16 protein-coding genes are annotated in these 15,333 nt (G+C 59.2%); all 16 read left to right on the forward strand.

Translation table 11 applies throughout. From position 1 onward, the window contains the following. Positions 1-20 precede the first annotated feature (20 nt). The 16 genes from ET418_RS13220 to ET418_RS13295 all read left to right on the forward strand — a co-directional run bounded on the left by ET418_RS13220 (position 21) and on the right by ET418_RS13295 (position 15,325). A complete protein-coding gene (locus ET418_RS13220; protein WP_149308256.1) occupies positions 21-1,118 on the forward strand; it encodes a response regulator in 1,098 nt (365 codons plus the stop codon). Positions 1,119-1,189: 71 nt separating this feature from the next. Then, complete coding sequence (locus ET418_RS13225) at positions 1,190-3,271, forward strand: tetratricopeptide repeat protein (protein WP_188055558.1); 2,082 nt, start codon at positions 1,190-1,192, stop codon at positions 3,269-3,271. A gap of 201 nt (positions 3,272-3,472) precedes the next feature. Beyond that, positions 3,473-3,895, forward strand: coding sequence for a flagellar basal body rod protein FlgB (gene flgB, locus ET418_RS13230; protein ID WP_149308260.1), 423 nt, complete (start codon positions 3,473-3,475; stop codon positions 3,893-3,895). Continuing rightward, the gene (flgC, locus tag ET418_RS13235; protein ID WP_149308262.1) at positions 3,895-4,332 is read left to right on the forward strand and encodes a flagellar basal body rod protein FlgC; all 438 of its coding nucleotides are present in this window, start codon (positions 3,895-3,897) and stop codon (positions 4,330-4,332) included. The genes flgB and flgC overlap by 1 nt, the downstream gene beginning before the upstream one ends. A 64-nt stretch (positions 4,333-4,396) precedes the next feature. Continuing rightward, complete coding sequence (fliE, locus tag ET418_RS13240; RefSeq protein ID WP_149308264.1) at positions 4,397-4,699, forward strand: flagellar hook-basal body complex protein FliE; 303 nt, start codon at positions 4,397-4,399, stop codon at positions 4,697-4,699. Positions 4,700-4,788: 89 nt separating this feature from the next. Continuing rightward, on the forward strand, positions 4,789-6,378 hold the full coding sequence (gene fliF / locus ET418_RS13245; protein ID WP_149308266.1) for a flagellar basal-body MS-ring/collar protein FliF: 1,590 nt from the start codon (positions 4,789-4,791) through the stop codon (positions 6,376-6,378). A 43-nt stretch (positions 6,379-6,421) separates the two neighbouring features. After that, entirely contained in the window at positions 6,422-7,414 is a 993-nt protein-coding gene (gene fliG / locus ET418_RS13250; RefSeq protein ID WP_149308268.1) for a flagellar motor switch protein FliG, read from the forward strand. Then, positions 7,401-8,141, forward strand: a complete 741-nt coding sequence (locus ET418_RS13255; RefSeq protein WP_188055560.1) for a FliH/SctL family protein — start codon at positions 7,401-7,403, stop codon at positions 8,139-8,141. Before fliG ends, ET418_RS13255 begins: the two co-directional genes overlap by 14 nt. A 13-nt stretch (positions 8,142-8,154) precedes the next feature. Then, positions 8,155-9,468 carry a FliI/YscN family ATPase gene (locus ET418_RS13260; RefSeq protein ID WP_149308271.1) on the forward strand — a complete coding sequence of 438 codons (1,314 nt, stop codon included), beginning with the start codon at positions 8,155-8,157 and terminating at the stop codon, positions 9,466-9,468. Between the two features lie 23 nt (positions 9,469-9,491). Beyond that, on the forward strand, positions 9,492-9,935 hold the full coding sequence (gene fliJ, locus ET418_RS13265; RefSeq protein WP_246153071.1) for a flagellar export protein FliJ: 444 nt from the start codon (positions 9,492-9,494) through the stop codon (positions 9,933-9,935). 38 nt (positions 9,936-9,973) lie between these two features. Beyond that, positions 9,974-10,504 (forward strand): hypothetical protein, encoded by a 531-nt coding sequence (locus ET418_RS13270; RefSeq protein WP_188055562.1) that lies wholly within the window; start codon positions 9,974-9,976, stop codon positions 10,502-10,504. 72 nt (positions 10,505-10,576) lie between these two features. After that, entirely contained in the window at positions 10,577-12,574 is a 1,998-nt protein-coding gene (locus ET418_RS13275) for a flagellar hook-length control protein FliK (RefSeq protein ID WP_149308275.1), read from the forward strand. A gap of 17 nt (positions 12,575-12,591) precedes the next feature. Beyond that, positions 12,592-13,254 carry a flagellar hook assembly protein FlgD gene (locus ET418_RS13280; protein ID WP_149308278.1) on the forward strand — a complete coding sequence of 221 codons (663 nt, stop codon included), beginning with the start codon at positions 12,592-12,594 and terminating at the stop codon, positions 13,252-13,254. 8 nt (positions 13,255-13,262) lie between these two features. Continuing rightward, the gene (locus ET418_RS13285; RefSeq protein ID WP_149308279.1) at positions 13,263-13,649 is read left to right on the forward strand and encodes a TIGR02530 family flagellar biosynthesis protein; all 387 of its coding nucleotides are present in this window, start codon (positions 13,263-13,265) and stop codon (positions 13,647-13,649) included. 95 nt (positions 13,650-13,744) lie between these two features. Beyond that, positions 13,745-14,629, forward strand: coding sequence for a flagellar hook-basal body protein (locus ET418_RS13290; protein ID WP_149308281.1), 885 nt, complete (start codon positions 13,745-13,747; stop codon positions 14,627-14,629). 153 nt (positions 14,630-14,782) lie between these two features. Continuing rightward, positions 14,783-15,325: a flagellar basal body-associated FliL family protein gene (locus ET418_RS13295; protein ID WP_149308283.1), complete on the forward strand. Its 543-nt coding sequence runs from the start codon at positions 14,783-14,785 to the stop codon at positions 15,323-15,325. Positions 15,326-15,333 lie beyond the last annotated feature (8 nt).

Here is a 15,333-nt window from a genome sequence, read left to right on the forward strand (position 1 = left end):
GAACCGGAAGACAATCCCTGATGGATGGATATACCACGTTACATGAGATGTTGGCCTCTGCCCTGAAGCAGGCTGGCGAGGAAAGCGGCATGCTTTTGGGGCAGGAGCTCGCCATTGCCCTTTCGGATTCTCTTACCACCAGTAAAACATCCTATTTCGGTGGCCTTGAGGACGCCTGCTTCGTGATCGGCGTCGAGTCACGGGAGGCTTACACCGGCCAGTTTTATCTGGTGTTCTCCCTGCGTGACGCCATCGTCATGAGCAGTATCCTGCTGGGTATCCCCCCGGCCCGCATCCAGGAAAAAAAGCGTCTCAGCATCATCGAAAGCGATGACATCGATGCCTTTGCCGAGATTGCCAATATGATCAACGGGGCATTCAACACCGTTTTTCAGGGCAGCCTCCCCAACAAGGTGCATCTGAAGTTACTTTCGCCCAAAAAGTTTATTCCCGAAGTCGATGAATTGAGCGAAAGCGAGCCGCTTCCCGAAGGCGACTACCTCATGTTCCGCTCGAAACTGGAGATGCCGGACCAGGAGTTGAACTATCTGGACGTGCTCATACCGGTTGGGCTGGGCAACCAGTTTGATCCCCCCAGCGAGGAACCGCCGGAGCCTCCCGCCGAGGACGAGGAGGCCCCCGCGCCTGCCGAGGCCGGGGATGCCGCGGCGCAGCCGCAACCCGAGGCCGACGAAGGGGCCGCGCCCTCCCCTGGGGAGGAAGCCGGTTCGGCAGAGGCCGGGATTGACAGCGTCGTGGTGCTGGAGGACGATAACGAGGAACGCCGCCAGATGGTGACCGTGGCCGCTTTGACCGGTTATCAGGTGGTGGAGGGAACGCTGAATGCCGACATCAAGGAGCTCTTCACCGGCCGCAACGTGCGGTTGGTGCTGGTCGGTTCGCAGGATGCGAGTGACCACGAGTTGGCGGTTTGCATCAAGGTCAATGCCATCCGCCAGAACTCGCCGCCCCCGATTATCATGAGTGCTCAGCGCTGGACCCGGACGGCCGTTTTGAAGGCATTGAAATACGGGGCCCGGGAGATTATCATCAAGCCTTGCAGCGAAGAGGAACTGATTGCCAAGGTGCGCAGGTTCTGCAAACCGCCGGTGCAGTGACGGCCCGTGACGGTCGGGGGGATGTCATTATGTTGTTTTATCGGTGTGGCATAGGTGCGTTGACGCGCAACGTGATACTCGCGAAAGCCATGCTGCTGGTACTGTCGGCCGTTTTTGCCGTTGCAGCGCTCTTCCCGACGCCTGCCCAGGCCTCCATCCCTAACCGGGTCTTTCGGGTCGATATCCGCCCCAAGCAGGGGTATACCCGCATAATCCTCCGTCTCCAGGAAAACCCGCAGTTTACCGTCGCATCGCTGCCCGGCAACCGCTTGCGGCTGACGCTTCAGGATACGGACGGGCCCCTTTTCCACAAATACCGCCGCTATTCGGATGCCAGCATCGGTGGTTTGCTGTTTTCCCGGTGCGGGTCGAATCTTCAGGTCACGTTCCAGGCGGCTTCCGGGACAGGGTGGCGCGACGCCACGGTCGGCGGCACCTGCGCCATTGCCCTCGATGTGGGGACAAAGTTCGCCCCGGCTCCTCCCCGGCTGTACATTGCCGGGCGTGAACGGATTTGGAACGGCGTTGAGAAACTGGTGCGGGATTTTGATCCGCCGTTGAAAACAGATATCCCCTTTGTGCCGACTGATCGGCAGATTTTGAAGAATATCCTTAATGACAGCGATCAACAGGCCTTCATGGCGGCAGAAGCGGCACTCTACAAAGGGTCCCTGACCGAGGCCGAGGAAGCCTTCACCCAGTTTGCCTCACGGCTGAGCGCGGTGAGACCGCTGGCCCTCTACCGGCTTGGCGAAACGTGGTATAAGCTGCAAAAATATCCCCAGGCCCTGGCCGCGTTTCGTGAAGCCGAAAAAATCTGGCCGGCATTTCTTACCTTCAACCCGAGTGTCACGTTTTATTACGGGGACAGTATCGCCCGGAGCGGAGATCTTGCCGGTGCCCGGGTGCTCCTTGCCCGCCTGATTGCCCGGCTTGCCGACAAGAAGTACGCCCCTACCCTGCTGGTGCGCCTGGCCGACATCCTGACGCGCCAGGGACATGACCGGGAGGCCCTGGCCATCTACCGCACGGTAGCCGATAATTTTCCGGACAACAAGGCCAACCAGATGGCGCAATTGCGTCTGGCCGACCGCGATTTTCTTCGCGCCACCCCGTGGGATTACCAGCGCCTGAGCGACCTTTATCTGAATATCTCGCGCCAGAACAGCGATGTGGATATGCGCGAGGAGGCCCTGTTCAAGCATGTCCTGCTCCATGCCATCCATGGCGACGCATCCGACGCCTTGCAGCAGGTCGTTTCGTTTCAGAAGCGGTTTCCGCGCGGGGTCTATGTCACCGTGTGCCGAACCATCCGGGAGGTTCTGGTTGCCCAGGTGTACCATGAAAGTAGCTGGCGCAAGGATGCCCCGGGGCTGATCAGGTTTGTCGAGGAGCATCAGGACTACCTGGCGGCCTGCATGGACGCGCCCGATTTTCTCCCGGATGTTGTCAAGGCCTACGATGAGGCGGGCCGGCCCATCGAACTGATCAAATTTTTCAGCACCCTCCTGGATCACCAATGGGTGGGCACCAATGGGCCCTATCTCTATGAGGAGATCGCTTCCAATGCGGACCTCTTGGGCGATAGCGCACTGGCCGAGAAGACCCTGCGCGCCTTTTTGCGCAAATATCCCACTCACCCCCGGGCGCGGCTCATGCTGGAACGCCTGGGCGGGGTCTATTTCATGGGGGGCAAGTATCAGGAAGCCCGGGATACCCTGCTGTGGCTGCTCAACAAGAAGGAGCGCGCCCAGAGGAGCGAGAGCTACTACTATCTCGGCCGTTCGTTGTGGGAACAGAAGGGGGCCGCCCAAGCCGGCAAGGCCATGGACCTCTATATTGCCACGGCCGGCCGGGATGCGAAGGACACCCATCTCCTGCCCGACGCCTACTACGTGGCCGCCTCGGCGCGCCTGGCGACGGGCGATCGCAAGGGCGCTTTGCGCATACTTGACGCCGGCATAAAGCTGCCCGACAACGAGCGGAATGAAGAGTTCCTCTACAAGGCGGGCGAGATCACCGCCCTCGAGGGCAAGAAGCTGGTCGCCCGGGCCTATTTCGAGCAGGTGATCAAAAAAGGCAAGGACGATGACTGGAAAAAGTTGGCGCAACAGGCCATCGAGTCATTGGACGTGGGGCCAGCCAAGCGGTAGGCCTTGGGGGCTGTCAAGAATCAGACCCAGTCAAAAAACCGACACAAAATGTGACAAAAATGTGCATGGTATGTTTTGCCTGGCGGTGGTATAAATGAGAGCATTCTTCCCAGGCAGGGCGGCCTTTTGCTGTAGGTTGTAAAGCAGGTATGTTTTTTGCAGAACAGTTCCAGTTGTTCTTTATTGTCAGGGAGGTTCAGCATGCCGGTTAATGGAATCTTTGGCACGACGATTGACGTGCTGGGTAAAAGTATCGATCTGCGGACCAAAAGCCAAAACCTGATTTCATCAAACATCGCCAATGCGGAAACCCCCAATTACATTCCCAAATCGCTGGACTTCGAGCAGGAGTTGCAGAGTGCGGTGAAAAGCGGCAGCAAGGGAACGCCGGCAATCACCCATCCGCGGCATCTGCCGTTGAAAGGTAGCGGGGCGGGGTTCCAGTCCGTGACCGGCCAGGTCGTGGAAGCCCCGGCCAAGACCCCCGGCAACGACGGCAATGCGGTGGAGCTGGAGAATGAGATGGGCAAGCTGCTGGAAAATCAGATCATGTTCAACGCCTCGGTCCAGATGCTCTCCAAGAAGTTCAGTGATTTGAGTGTGGCGATCAAGGGAGGTAACTAATGGATTTTTTCAGTTCAATGAATATCAGCTCCTCGGCCCTTACGGCTGAGCGAACCAGGATGAACCTGATCTCCAGCAATCTGGCCAATGCCGGTTCAACCCGGACATCCGAGGGGGGACCCTACAAGCGTAAGGATGCGGTCTTTTCCGCGACCCCCCTGGAGAGCGGCTTCAACCGGGCCTTGAACAGCGCTGTCGGCCAACAGACCCGCCAGGTGGAGGTCACCGAGATCGTAGAGGACCAGAATCCCCCACGCATGCAGTACGATCCCGGCCATCCCGACGCTAACGCCCAGGGGTATGTGGCCATGCCCAATGTCAATGTGGTCGAAGAGATGGCCGACATGATCAGCGCAAGTCGCAGTTATGAAGCCAATGTGACGGCTGTCCAGGCGGCCAAGAGCATGGCCCTGAAAACGCTTGAAATCGGCAAGTAGTTTCCCAGTCTCGCCTCTGCGCGCTTTCGCGTGCGTGGCGGGCTGAACCTTCGGGAGGTTTAGTGTGGATGTAAAAGGTATAGAAAGCGGCCTCGGCCTCGGCGCGGTATTCCCTGGGGTCAGCGAGGCAAAATCCGCGTCTGCGCCCGAGGGTGCCGGCAAGTTTTTCAGCGAACTCGTCTCCAAGGTGAATGACCTGCAGACCCAGTCCGATCAGGCTATCCAAGGCCTTGCCACGGGAGAAAACAAGAATCTCCATGAAGTTATGATCTCCATGGAAAAGGCGAGCATCTCCTTCCAATTCCTGGCCCAGGTGCGCAATAAGGCTGTCGAGGCATATCAGGAAGTGATGCGCATGCAGGTGTAGGACGTGTAGTCCGTAAGCCCCCCTGATTCTCGGCAGTTGCAAAGAAATCCCGTTTTCCACCCGTATCTGAAAGGATGTTAGCGTTCTACATGCCCGAAGGATTCCAAAGAGTTATAGAGCCTTTCATGGCGTTGTCCCCCGGCAAACGCATGCTCATCGCCGGCATCGCGCTGTTGTCGGCGATGGCCTTCGCGGTGCTGATCTTTGTCGTAAATCGTACCGACTATAAGCCGCTTTTTACCAATCTTTCCGCTGAGGATGCGGGGGAAATCGTAAAAAAGCTGAAGGATGCCAAGACCCCTTACCAGATCACGGCAGACGGCAAGGGGATCCTCGTCCCATCCGACAAGGTGTATGAGATGCGGCTCTCCTTGGCTTCGGAGGGGTTGCCCCAGGGCGGCGGCGTCGGTTTCGAGATCTTTGACCGCAAAAATTTCGGCATGACGGAGTTCGTCCAGAAACTCAACTACCAGCGCGCCCTCCAGGGGGAGCTTTCCCGCACCATTTCCCAGATAAATGGCGTCGAGCAGGCGCGCGTTCATCTCGTGATGCCGGAAAAATCGCTCTTCAAGGAGAGTGAAAAGCCTGCCACCGCTTCAATTGTGCTCAAGATGAAATCGAACCGCTCCCTGAGCGATGGCGAGGTCCAGGGTGTGGTGCATCTGGTCGCTTCTTCCATTGAGGGAATGGACCCCGAGCATGTCACCGTCCTGGACAGCCGCGGCAAGATCCTCAGCAAGGGGGGCAGCAGCGACCCGGCGGCCCGCATGACCGCGTCCATGCAGGATACACAGCGCGCCTACGAAAAGAACGTTGAAGAACGCATCCAGTCGCTCCTGGACCGCATTGTCGGTTCGGGTAAATCGGTGGCGCGGGCAACAGCGACCTTTGACTTCAAACAGGTGGAGCGGGTCGACGAGAAGTTCGACCCGGAAACCATCGCCGTCAGAAGCGAGCAGCGCACCGAGGAGAAGGGGGCGTCCACCACCGCGATCGCCGGTGTCCCGGGCGTGCAGACCAACCTGGGCAAGACCGCTCCCAAGCCGAATTCGGCGTCCGGCGGCGGCTCCAAAAACGATGAAACCCTCAATTACGAAGTGAGCCGATCGACCTCCAAGACGGTTGAGCCGGTGGGGACCTTGAGCAAGATCTCCGTGGCCGTCCTTGTGGACGGCAAGTACGAGATGCCGGCAGCCGTCAAGGATGGGCAGGTCGGCAAGGCCAAATATGTTCCCCGCTCCCCCGACGAGTTGCAGAAGATCGACGCCCTCGTCAAGAGCGCCATTGGTTTCGACGCCAATCGGGGGGACCAGTTGAGCGTACAGAACATCCCGTTCCAGGATCTGGGCGATACGGGCACGGACGAGACGCCCTCCTGGTGGAGCAGCCCCTTCTTCATGGCGCTCTACAAAAACCTGCTGATCGGCCTGGGCTTCCTGGCGATGGTCCTCTTCATTATCAGGCCGCTCCTCAAATCGCTCAAGGTGATAAAGCAGCAACCGGTATTTGAAACGTTTGAACCGCTCGGCGAGGCGCCCGAAAAACTCTCTTCCGCCGAAAAGGCTCAAATAGCCGTGCAGGTGGCTGAACAACAGAGTCTTATCGAAACGGCTAAAAAGGACCCCTACCAGGTTGCCCAGATACTTCAGAACTGGTTGGGCGAAGAGAACAACAACTAAAAAATATTCATAGCGATGAACGGGTGTATTCATGACAGGGTCCATGACGGGGTCTGAAAAAGCTGCCATCCTGCTGCTTTACCTTGGCAACGAGGTTACCAGCAAGGTGTTCGAGCATTTGGATGACGACGAGATAAAGAAGATCAGCAAGAGCATGGCCCACTTGGGCCATGTTCCGCGCAGCACCATCATGGAAGTGGTGGAGGATTTCACCGGCGTTATCAACCCCGAGGCGGGAATTTTCTCCCAGGGTGAAGAGTTCGTCCGCAAGATTCTGGAAAAGGCGCTTGGCCCTGCTAAAGCGGATATGCTCATGGAGGAGTTGCAGGCCTCCAGTTACGGCGATCTGGTGGATATCCTGGGCAATATGGATTCCAAGAGTATCGCCAACTTCCTGTCCCAGGAGCATCCTCAGACCGTTGCGGTCATCCTGGCCAAGCTGAAATCCAAGCAGACCAGCGAGATCATCAGCCTTCTCCCCCAGGAACTTCAGGCCGAAGTCGTATTGCGGATTGCCGATGTCGAGCAGGTGTCGCCGGATATCCTCCAGGAAATCGACGACGTCATCCGGCGGGAAATCAAGTCCATGGGTGGCGTCCAGCGCTACAAGGTGGGCGGTGTCGAGAAGGTTGTGGACATGTTCAACCATTTCGACCGCAGCAAGGAAAAGCAGATCCTCGACAAACTGGACGTACTCAGCCCCCCCCTTGCCGAGATCATCCGCAAGCATCTGTTTACCTTCGAAGACATCTTCAAGCTGGATGACCGCAGTATTCAGGCCATCATGCGCGAGGTCTCCAACGACACCCTGACCCTGGCCATGAAGACGTCGCCGGACGAGGTCAAGGACAAGATCTTCAAGAACATCTCCAGCCGTGCGGCGGAAATGATCAAGGAAGACCTGGAGGTCATGGGGCCGGTGCGGCTCTCGGATGTGGACAAGGCCCAGTCGGAAATCATCAAGGTTGTGCGCAAGATGGAAGAGGAAGGCAAGATCGTACTGGCCGGCCGTGGGGGAGACGATGTCCTCGTCTAAGATCTTCAAAGCGGCGCAAACGGAAGGGATCGTCGTCACCGACTACGCCTTCGGCCAGGTCGGCCAGGCGCACGGCGACACCCATGAGACCGGCTTTGTGCCCATGGGGCTTTTCGACTCATCGGAGATCAACGCGGCACCGGTTGCCCCGTCTCCCGAAGCGGCCCCGGAGGTTGTGGAGCCCGCCGGGGTGGCCATGACCGAGGAGGAACTGGACCAACAACTCCGCGATGCCTTCAACAGCGGCCTCCAGGAGGGTAAAAACCTGGCCGAACGCGGCCTGGTGAACGTCTTCAGATCGCTCAGAACCGCGGCCGAAGGGATTCGCGACCTGCGGGAGAAGGTCCTGCGGGAGTCGGAGGAGGAACTCCTCAAGCTCGTCATCATGGTCGCCCGCAAGGTGATTCTGCGGGAAGTCAAGATGGATCGCTCCATCCTCGAGGATGTGGTCCAATCGGCCATTGGGGGGCTCTCTGAACGTGACATGGTAACGGTACGCCTGCACCCTGACGATTATGCGCTGATTACCAGCGGCCATGGGGGCTACTTCCAGCAGGAGTTGAAGAGCGACCGGATGAACTTCAAAGCCGATGCGGCCGTTTTACCGGGTAATTGCCAGATAGACGCCGAGATGGGTACCATTGATGCCAGCGTTGATGGCCAGCTCGACGAGATCTATCGGCGCCTTCTCGAAGAGCGGAGCCGGGCCTCGGCTCCCGACGCCTGAGGCCGGGGAGAGCATGTCGCACCTCAACCTGAAGAAATACCGGACAGCGCTGGAATCAGCCAAGCCGGTAAAATTGCACGGCAAGGTCACCCAGGTCGTCGGGTTGGTGATCGAGGGGTATTGCCCGGATACGTCGGTTGGGGCCATTTGCGAGATCAAACCCCAGACCGGGGACCCGATTCCGGCGGAGGTGGTCGGCTTCCGCAACAACAAGACCCTCCTGATGCCGTTGGGAGAGTTGCGGGGCGTAGGATTGGACAGCCTGATCTCCGTCCGGCGGGAAAACGCCACATTGGGTGTGGGGCCGCTGATGCTGGGCCGGGTGATTGACGGCCTCGGCAACCCCATAGACGATAAGGGACCGATCAGGGTGGAGGAGGAGTACCCGATCTACGCAACGCCGGTCAACCCCATGACACGGCCTCCCATCAGAAAGCCGCTCGACCTGGGTATCCGCAGTATCAACGGGCTTCTGACCTGCGGCCAGGGGCAGCGGGTCGGCATTATGGCCGGTTCCGGCGTCGGAAAATCGACACTCCTGGGGATGATCGCCCGCTATACCGAGGCGGACGTCAACGTGATCGCCCTGATCGGTGAGCGGGGGCGCGAACTGCGGGAGTTCATCGAGAAGGACCTCCAGGAGCAGGGGCTCAAGAAAACGGTGGTGGTTGTCGCCACCTCGGACCAGCCGCCGCTTGTCCGTATGCGGGGCGCCTATATCGCCACCACCATTGCCGAATATTTTCAGAAACAGGGCAAGAAGGTGCTGCTGATGATGGACTCGGCCACCCGTTTTGCCATGGCCATGCGCGAAGTCGGTTTGGCTATCGGGGAGCCGCCGACCACCAAGGGATACACGCCATCGGTCTTTGCCGCCCTGCCCAAGCTGCTGGAGCGCACCGGCAATTTCCCCCACGGGAGCATCACCGGCCTGTACACCGTGCTGGTCGAAGGGGACGATTTCAACGAACCGATATCGGACGCCATGCGCAGCATCCTGGACGGTCATATCGTCCTCTCCCGAAGCCTGGCGGCGCGCAACATCTATCCGCCCATCGATGTGCTGGCCAGCGCCAGCAGGGTCATGGCGGATGTGGCCACCCGCGAGCACCTGGACCTGGCCGGCAAATTCAAGGAAGCACTGGCAACGCACCGCCAGTCCGAGGATCTTATCAATATCGGGGCCTACAAGGCGGGCAGCAATCCCGGTATAGATTATGCTGTAGCACGCTATGACGGCATGGTGACCTATCTCAAGCAGGCCGTCCAGGACCCGGTGTCCATGTTCGATGCCGTCCAGGGCCTCAAGAAGCTCTTTGAGGCCTGAGCAGCAGACCGAGGTGAGCGTTCGTGAAAGGCAATGGTTTCAAACTGGAGCAGGTGCTCAACTACCGCTGCGAGATCGAAAAGATGCGCAAGCTGGAGTTTGCCTCGGCCAAGCGTGATTTCGAGCATGCGGGTGACCGGCTCAAACGGGAAAAAGAGCGCGTGGCAAATCTTGCCGAGGAGTTCAGCCACCGCCAGGGCGAACTGGAAAGCATCCAGGAGATGCGCATGTATGCCGACTTTTTTGCCCGCAAGCGTGAAGATATCAAGCAGCAAAAGGAACGGCTCGATCAACTCGGTACCATCATGAATGATCGGCGAGATTTTTTACTGGATGCGTCCAAGGACAAAAAAGTGTTGGAATCGCTTAAAGAACAGAAGGCGAAAGAGTTCAAACGGATGATGGACCATAAGGAACAGGCGTTTTTGGACGAAATATCCATCCAGAAAAAGGGTAACAAACCGTGATGTTCCGTCCAGCCAGATTATTGACAAGGGTTTCGGTAATGACCGGTTTGGTTATGGGGATGGTGGCCCTGGTGGCCCCCCGGACCGGGGCCGAGAGCGGGAGTCCCGCCAGGAAGGGAACAGGGGGGGGGAAAGATGCTGCGCAAGATCAGACGTTCAGCGCCTCCCGTGCCGCCCGCGAGGAAAAAGCCATCCAGGATGCGCGCCGCCAGCAACTGGTGACGAAAGAAGCCGCGCTGGCCGCCAAGGAGCAGGAGCTGAAAAAACTCAGCGCCAAGCTCGAAGCCCAGGTCAAGGCCCTGGAGGAGAGCAAAAAGAGGGTCGATGAGAGCATGAAGGTGCGCTCCACGGCCCAGAAAAAAACGCAGGACGAAAAGATGCAAAAGATGGTCAAACTGTTCAAGACCCTGCGTGGCGAACAGGCTGGCCAATTCATTGACAGCTTGCACGAAGACCTGGCCCTGGCGTTGCTGAGTCGGCTGGACACGAAAACGGTGGCGAAACTGGCCCCCTTCATCAACCAGCCGCGGGTCGTCAAGTGGATAAGTGAAAATCTTCGGGGAAGATAAGGAATCGGCTTTTATGGGCACGTAACTGTCCCTGCCTATAAAAAATCTCATGGGAAGGGAGGTGAAACGAAAATGGATACAGGACAGATGAGTATGATGCCGGCGAGTGCCGGCGTGGCAACGCTGGCAGCTACGCAGCTAGCTTCTCCCCCAGCCGGGTTAGCGGAGGCGGGAGAACAAGCCGGCGGCAATTTCGTCGGGGTGCTGCAAGGGATGACGGCCCAGAAGGTGCCCCAGGGGGCGGGGGCCGTTTCCGCCGGCAAAGGCGCTCCGGCGTCGGCGCCGCCGGAGAAGGACGGCGGGACCGATGCAGCGATGGTCGTGCAGGATGGTATGACCGGGCTGATGGCGGGATTGCTCAATGCGCTCGATATGAGCGCCAAACCGCTTGCAACAACGGACGCGGAGCCCACTACCGATGTGCCGCCGGCGGGCACTTCGGCCGCAAAGCCACAGGATGTGGCGCTGAATGCAGACGGGATACAGTCGGCCCTGCTGGTTCAGATGAATGGCAGCAGAATGCTGCAAGCCGATGGCACGGTTATTCAGCAGAATGCTGCGGCGCCGGCGTCGGAGGTGAGCACAACAACAGGCGGGACCCAGCCGGCCCTGCCGATTCGGACGAACGGCAGCAGAATGCTGCGGGCCGATGGCACGGCTGCCCAGCCGAATACTGCAGCGCTGGTGCCGGAAACTGCCGTTGCAACCGATGACGGCGCCATGGCTACCCCGGCGGCGTTGGCCGCAGGAATTGACGGCGGGCAGAAGCCGGCCGGAGATGCGGGCTTGCCAACGGCCGCCCAGACGGCTCCGGCGAAGGAGAGCCCGTTGCCGGGTGCATCTCAGGGGCCGGCGGCAGCACAGCCGGTTATGGCCGCAGCAGAGCAGAACGCTCTGATGACGAACGTTGGCAACCTTTCCACAGAACGTGGCACGGCGTCGAACGGCCGGACAGGAAGTGCCGGTGACGCGACACTCTCCCGTGCCGACTCGAACATGCCGGGCTCTGCAGGGGGCAAAACGGCACCACCAGCACAAGTGAATGTGGAACAGCAACAGGCAGTGATCCTGCCACGTTCAGCCGCCCTTGAGGCTGCGCTGGCGGGAGGCCCCACCCAGAAGGACGGCAGCACGACGGAGCCGGCCAAAACAGTTCCATCGGCACCAACGGCGCAGAATGCGCAGGCACCGGAAACTCTCCTGGCTACCGCAGGAAAGGTGTCACCGGATGCGCAGCTGCCGAACCAAGCGGCGGCAACCGCCGATACCCGTACCAGCAGCACGGGTGACGGAACACGGGCGGCCTCTACTGGCGTTGTGCCCGAGGCCGGGAAAAAGGGTGCGGAGCTTGGAGGAGAGACCGCCCAGACGCGTGTCGAGCGCGGGGCGGTGGCAAAGGCCGTGGCAAGCGCCTCGGTTGACGTGGCACAATCCCCCGGCGATGCGCCAACCGGCGGTGAGTTCAGCAGTGGCGGCGAGAAAGGTGCGGCGGACCAGTTTACAAACGGTCAGTTTCAGACCACCGCGGTGCACCAGCAGGGGAAGATCGAAGGCGCAAGCGTAGCGAGCAACATTGCTGCTCCGGTCCAAAACAGCGGGCAGCGGCCCGAGCTTTCCGAGCAGATCATGCAGCAGGTCAAGGACCGTCTCGTGAACCACGAGGTCAAAACGGGCACCGACCAGATCGTGCTGAAGCTTTCGCCGGAAAACCTCGGCGACTTGCGGGTGAACATGAGTATGGACGGGCAACGCCTGAAGGTTGAGATCGTGGCGGAAAACCGTATGGTGCGTGACGCCCTGCTGCAAAATACCGACTCGCTCAAGGAGTCGCTGGCGCGGCAGAACATCAGCATGGAGTCCTTTGACGTGACGACCGCCGGTCGCGGCGGAGCGGGCAACCCCGGCCAGGGGCAACAGCAGAATGCCTGGCGCGAGTTTGCCGAGCAGAAACAGCAAAGCGCCTGGCTGTCGTCGGGTGGTTACCGTCTGCCGGATACAGCAACGGCGGTTTCAAGCCAACTGGCATATCAAACGCCATCCCAGCACACGATGGTCGATCTTCATTTTTGAAAGAGAGGTGATTTCCAATGGTAAGTAGCGTCACTTCAACAACCAATACATCGTCGGCCTCGGTCCAAATGCAAAAAGACCTGGGTTTTACCGGCCAGGACTTCCTGAAACTTTTCGTCGCCCAGCTGCAGAACCAGGACCCCTTGTCCCCCCAGGATTCCTCGGCATTTTTGGGACAACTGGCCCAGATGTCCCAAGTGGAACAGGCCTATAATACGAACACGAATTTGACGAGTCTGCTAACGGCCCAGAATAACGCCACCAGCATGAATAGCGTGTCGTTTATCGGCAAAACGGTCAAGGCGAACGGCAACAGCGTAGCGTTCGACGGCACATCGGCGGCAACACTCCAGTACAACCTCGCCGGCGCTTCGACATCCTCCACCGTCACGATCACCGATGCATCGGGGAAAACGGTCAGGACCGCCACCGTCGCGGCACAGTCCGCGGGGGATAACACCTTTACCTGGGATGGGCGTGACAGCAGCGGGACCCTGCTCCCGGCCGGGGCCTACACCTTTGCCGTATCGAGCACGTCGGCCAGCGGTTCTGCCGTAACGGCAACCCCCTACACCACCGGGACGGTTAACGGCGTGGCATTTGTCAACGGTGTCCCGACCCTCACCATCGGCTCCGTGTCCGTGGCGTTGTCCGATGTCCTCAGCGTGAAGGGGGTGTAACCAGAAAAATGGTAGACCAGATTTTTTTCCCAAACCCCGTCCAGCCGGGAAGGCAAGAACGCCCCCAGCCGCAGAAACCGACGAGCGGACAGGTTTCGGATTCTTCGTTTGCCCGCGTACTGGATGAAAAACTCCCGAGCCAGGGGGTAAAGTTCTCGCAACACGCCCAGGAGAGGCTCAGATCGCGTAACATCGTCCTCTCCGCCAACGACATCGCCAACCTTGAAGGGGCCGTCAACAGTGTAGCCCAGAAGGGTGGCAAGGAATCTCTGGTCATGATGAAGGATGCGGCACTGGTGGTGAGCATCACGAACCGCACCGTGGTAACCGCACTGGACAGAAGCCAGATGCAGGGGAATGTTTTCACGAATATCGATTCAGCAGTCATCATCTAACAACACAACAGGGCTGGACCTCCTTGAGGAAGCCCCCGAAGCGCCGACCGATTGACGCGCTTCACCCAAACTCAAAAGGATTAGGAGGCATCATCATGGGCATTACATCCGCAATGTTTACCGGCGTCAGCGGCCTTTTGGCCAACGCCGACGCCATCAACGTCATAGGCAACAACCTGTCGAACGTCAACACCGTCGGGTACAAAGACTCCCGCACCCTCTTTTCCGACATGCTCTCCCAGAACGTCGGGAATAATTCGCAGATCGGTACCGGCGTGAAGGTGCAGAAGATCGATAACCTGTTCTCGGCCGGGTCGTACGAGAGCAGCACGAACGTCACCGACGTGGCCGTACAGGGTGACGGCTTTTTCGTGCTGGCCAGCCCGAATGCCGCCACGGCTACCGCCTCGACGGCATATTACACCAGGGCCGGTTCCTTCCGGCTCGACAGCACCGGCCTCGGCCTGGTGAACCCTGATGGTTACAAGGTGGTCGATACGGCCGGCAACGCCATTGTGTTCAGTCAGACAGCAACGGATGCCGCCGGCAACACCCTTCAGTTCCAGAAGGTTTCCGCCATAGACTCGACCGGTACCCTCTCGCTGCTGTATGCGGACGCCAACGGCAATACGGCCACCCTCCCCTATGCCGGGGCGGGCGTTGCCCCTACACCGGCCTCGACGGCGGTCAAGATGGCCGAGACCAAGATTCCCAACCCCCAGGGCATGCTTAAGCAGGGGGGGACGCTCTTCACGCTGACCGCCGCCTCGGGTGCCCCGACGGCCCCGGCGACCGGCGTCTTCGCCAGTGCCAACGGCACCAGCGAGAAGCTTCTCTCCAACGACCTTGAGTACAGCAACGTGGACATGGCGACGGAGTTCGTGAACATGATCACCACCCAGCGGGCCTATTCCGCCAACTCCAAGACCATCACCACGGCGGACCAGATGACCCAGGAAGTGTTGAGCCTCAAACAGTAAGCAGACATCGGCGAGGGCATCAAGGCGCGTCCCGCAAGAGCGGGACGCGCCTTGATGCCGGTTTAATTGGTTGCATTGGCATGCAATAAGTTTTAATAAAGATACTACTTTCAACTTTACTGGAATCAGCATTGATGCGCACGGAGGAAGAAGATGGCCAAGGACGATCAGGCTGCTGTTGAAACGGAAGGCGGAGGCGGCAACAATAAGCTGTTTATCATCATCGGGGCTGCCGTTGCAGTAGCGGTTATCCTGGGTGCCGTTGTCTTCATGTTGGGTGGTAAGGGCGACAAGAAGGATAAGAGCAAGGATGAGGCCAAGGTCGAAGGCAAGGCCGACACCAAGGCCGAGGGGGCCAAAGGTGGCGAAGCGGGCGGCAAGGATGGTGCGGCCGCCAGCAACATCTATCCCTTGGAACCGTTCATTGTCAATATCTACGACGGCCAGGAACTGCGCTACCTCAAGGTCAAGGTAGAGATGGAGATGGTCGGGGTCGGGGTCAAGGCGGAGATCGATGCGCGCCTGGCGCCCATCAGGGATGCGATCCTCGTGTTGCTGAGCGCCAAAACCCTCCAGGACATCCAGGACGTGCAGGGGAAAAATCAACTCAAGGATGAGATCCTGGGAGCGATAAACAAGGTCCTCCCCCCCGGCAAGATCGCCAAGATCTATTTTACCGATTTCGTCGTCCAGTAGGGCAGCGC

The sequence above is a fragment of the Oryzomonas rubra genome (genome assembly GCF_008369015.1).
Classification (GTDB): domain Bacteria; phylum Desulfobacterota; class Desulfuromonadia; order Geobacterales; family Pseudopelobacteraceae; genus Oryzomonas; species Oryzomonas japonica.

What these genes read in the sequence shown, in the direction of transcription:
- ET418_RS13220 (WP_149308256.1), top strand. Translation starts at nt 21, where the DNA reads ATGGATGGATATACCACGTTACATGAGATGTTGGCCTCTGCCCTGAAG.
- flgB (WP_149308260.1), top strand. Translation starts at nt 3,473, where the DNA reads ATGCCGGTTAATGGAATCTTTGGCACGACGATTGACGTGCTGGGTAAA.
- flgC (WP_149308262.1), top strand. Translation starts at nt 3,895, where the DNA reads ATGGATTTTTTCAGTTCAATGAATATCAGCTCCTCGGCCCTTACGGCT.
- fliF (WP_149308266.1), top strand. Translation starts at nt 4,789, where the DNA reads ATGCCCGAAGGATTCCAAAGAGTTATAGAGCCTTTCATGGCGTTGTCC.
- fliG (WP_149308268.1), top strand. Translation starts at nt 6,422, where the DNA reads ATGACGGGGTCTGAAAAAGCTGCCATCCTGCTGCTTTACCTTGGCAAC.
- ET418_RS13255 (WP_188055560.1), top strand. Translation starts at nt 7,401, where the DNA reads ATGTCCTCGTCTAAGATCTTCAAAGCGGCGCAAACGGAAGGGATCGTC.
- ET418_RS13260 (WP_149308271.1), top strand. Translation starts at nt 8,155, where the DNA reads ATGTCGCACCTCAACCTGAAGAAATACCGGACAGCGCTGGAATCAGCC.
- ET418_RS13270 (WP_188055562.1), top strand. Translation starts at nt 9,974, where the DNA reads ATGACCGGTTTGGTTATGGGGATGGTGGCCCTGGTGGCCCCCCGGACC.
- ET418_RS13275 (WP_149308275.1), top strand. Translation starts at nt 10,577, where the DNA reads ATGGATACAGGACAGATGAGTATGATGCCGGCGAGTGCCGGCGTGGCA.
- ET418_RS13280 (WP_149308278.1), top strand. Translation starts at nt 12,592, where the DNA reads ATGGTAAGTAGCGTCACTTCAACAACCAATACATCGTCGGCCTCGGTC.
- ET418_RS13285 (WP_149308279.1), top strand. Translation starts at nt 13,263, where the DNA reads ATGGTAGACCAGATTTTTTTCCCAAACCCCGTCCAGCCGGGAAGGCAA.
- ET418_RS13290 (WP_149308281.1), top strand. Translation starts at nt 13,745, where the DNA reads ATGGGCATTACATCCGCAATGTTTACCGGCGTCAGCGGCCTTTTGGCC.
- ET418_RS13295 (WP_149308283.1), top strand. Translation starts at nt 14,783, where the DNA reads ATGGCCAAGGACGATCAGGCTGCTGTTGAAACGGAAGGCGGAGGCGGC.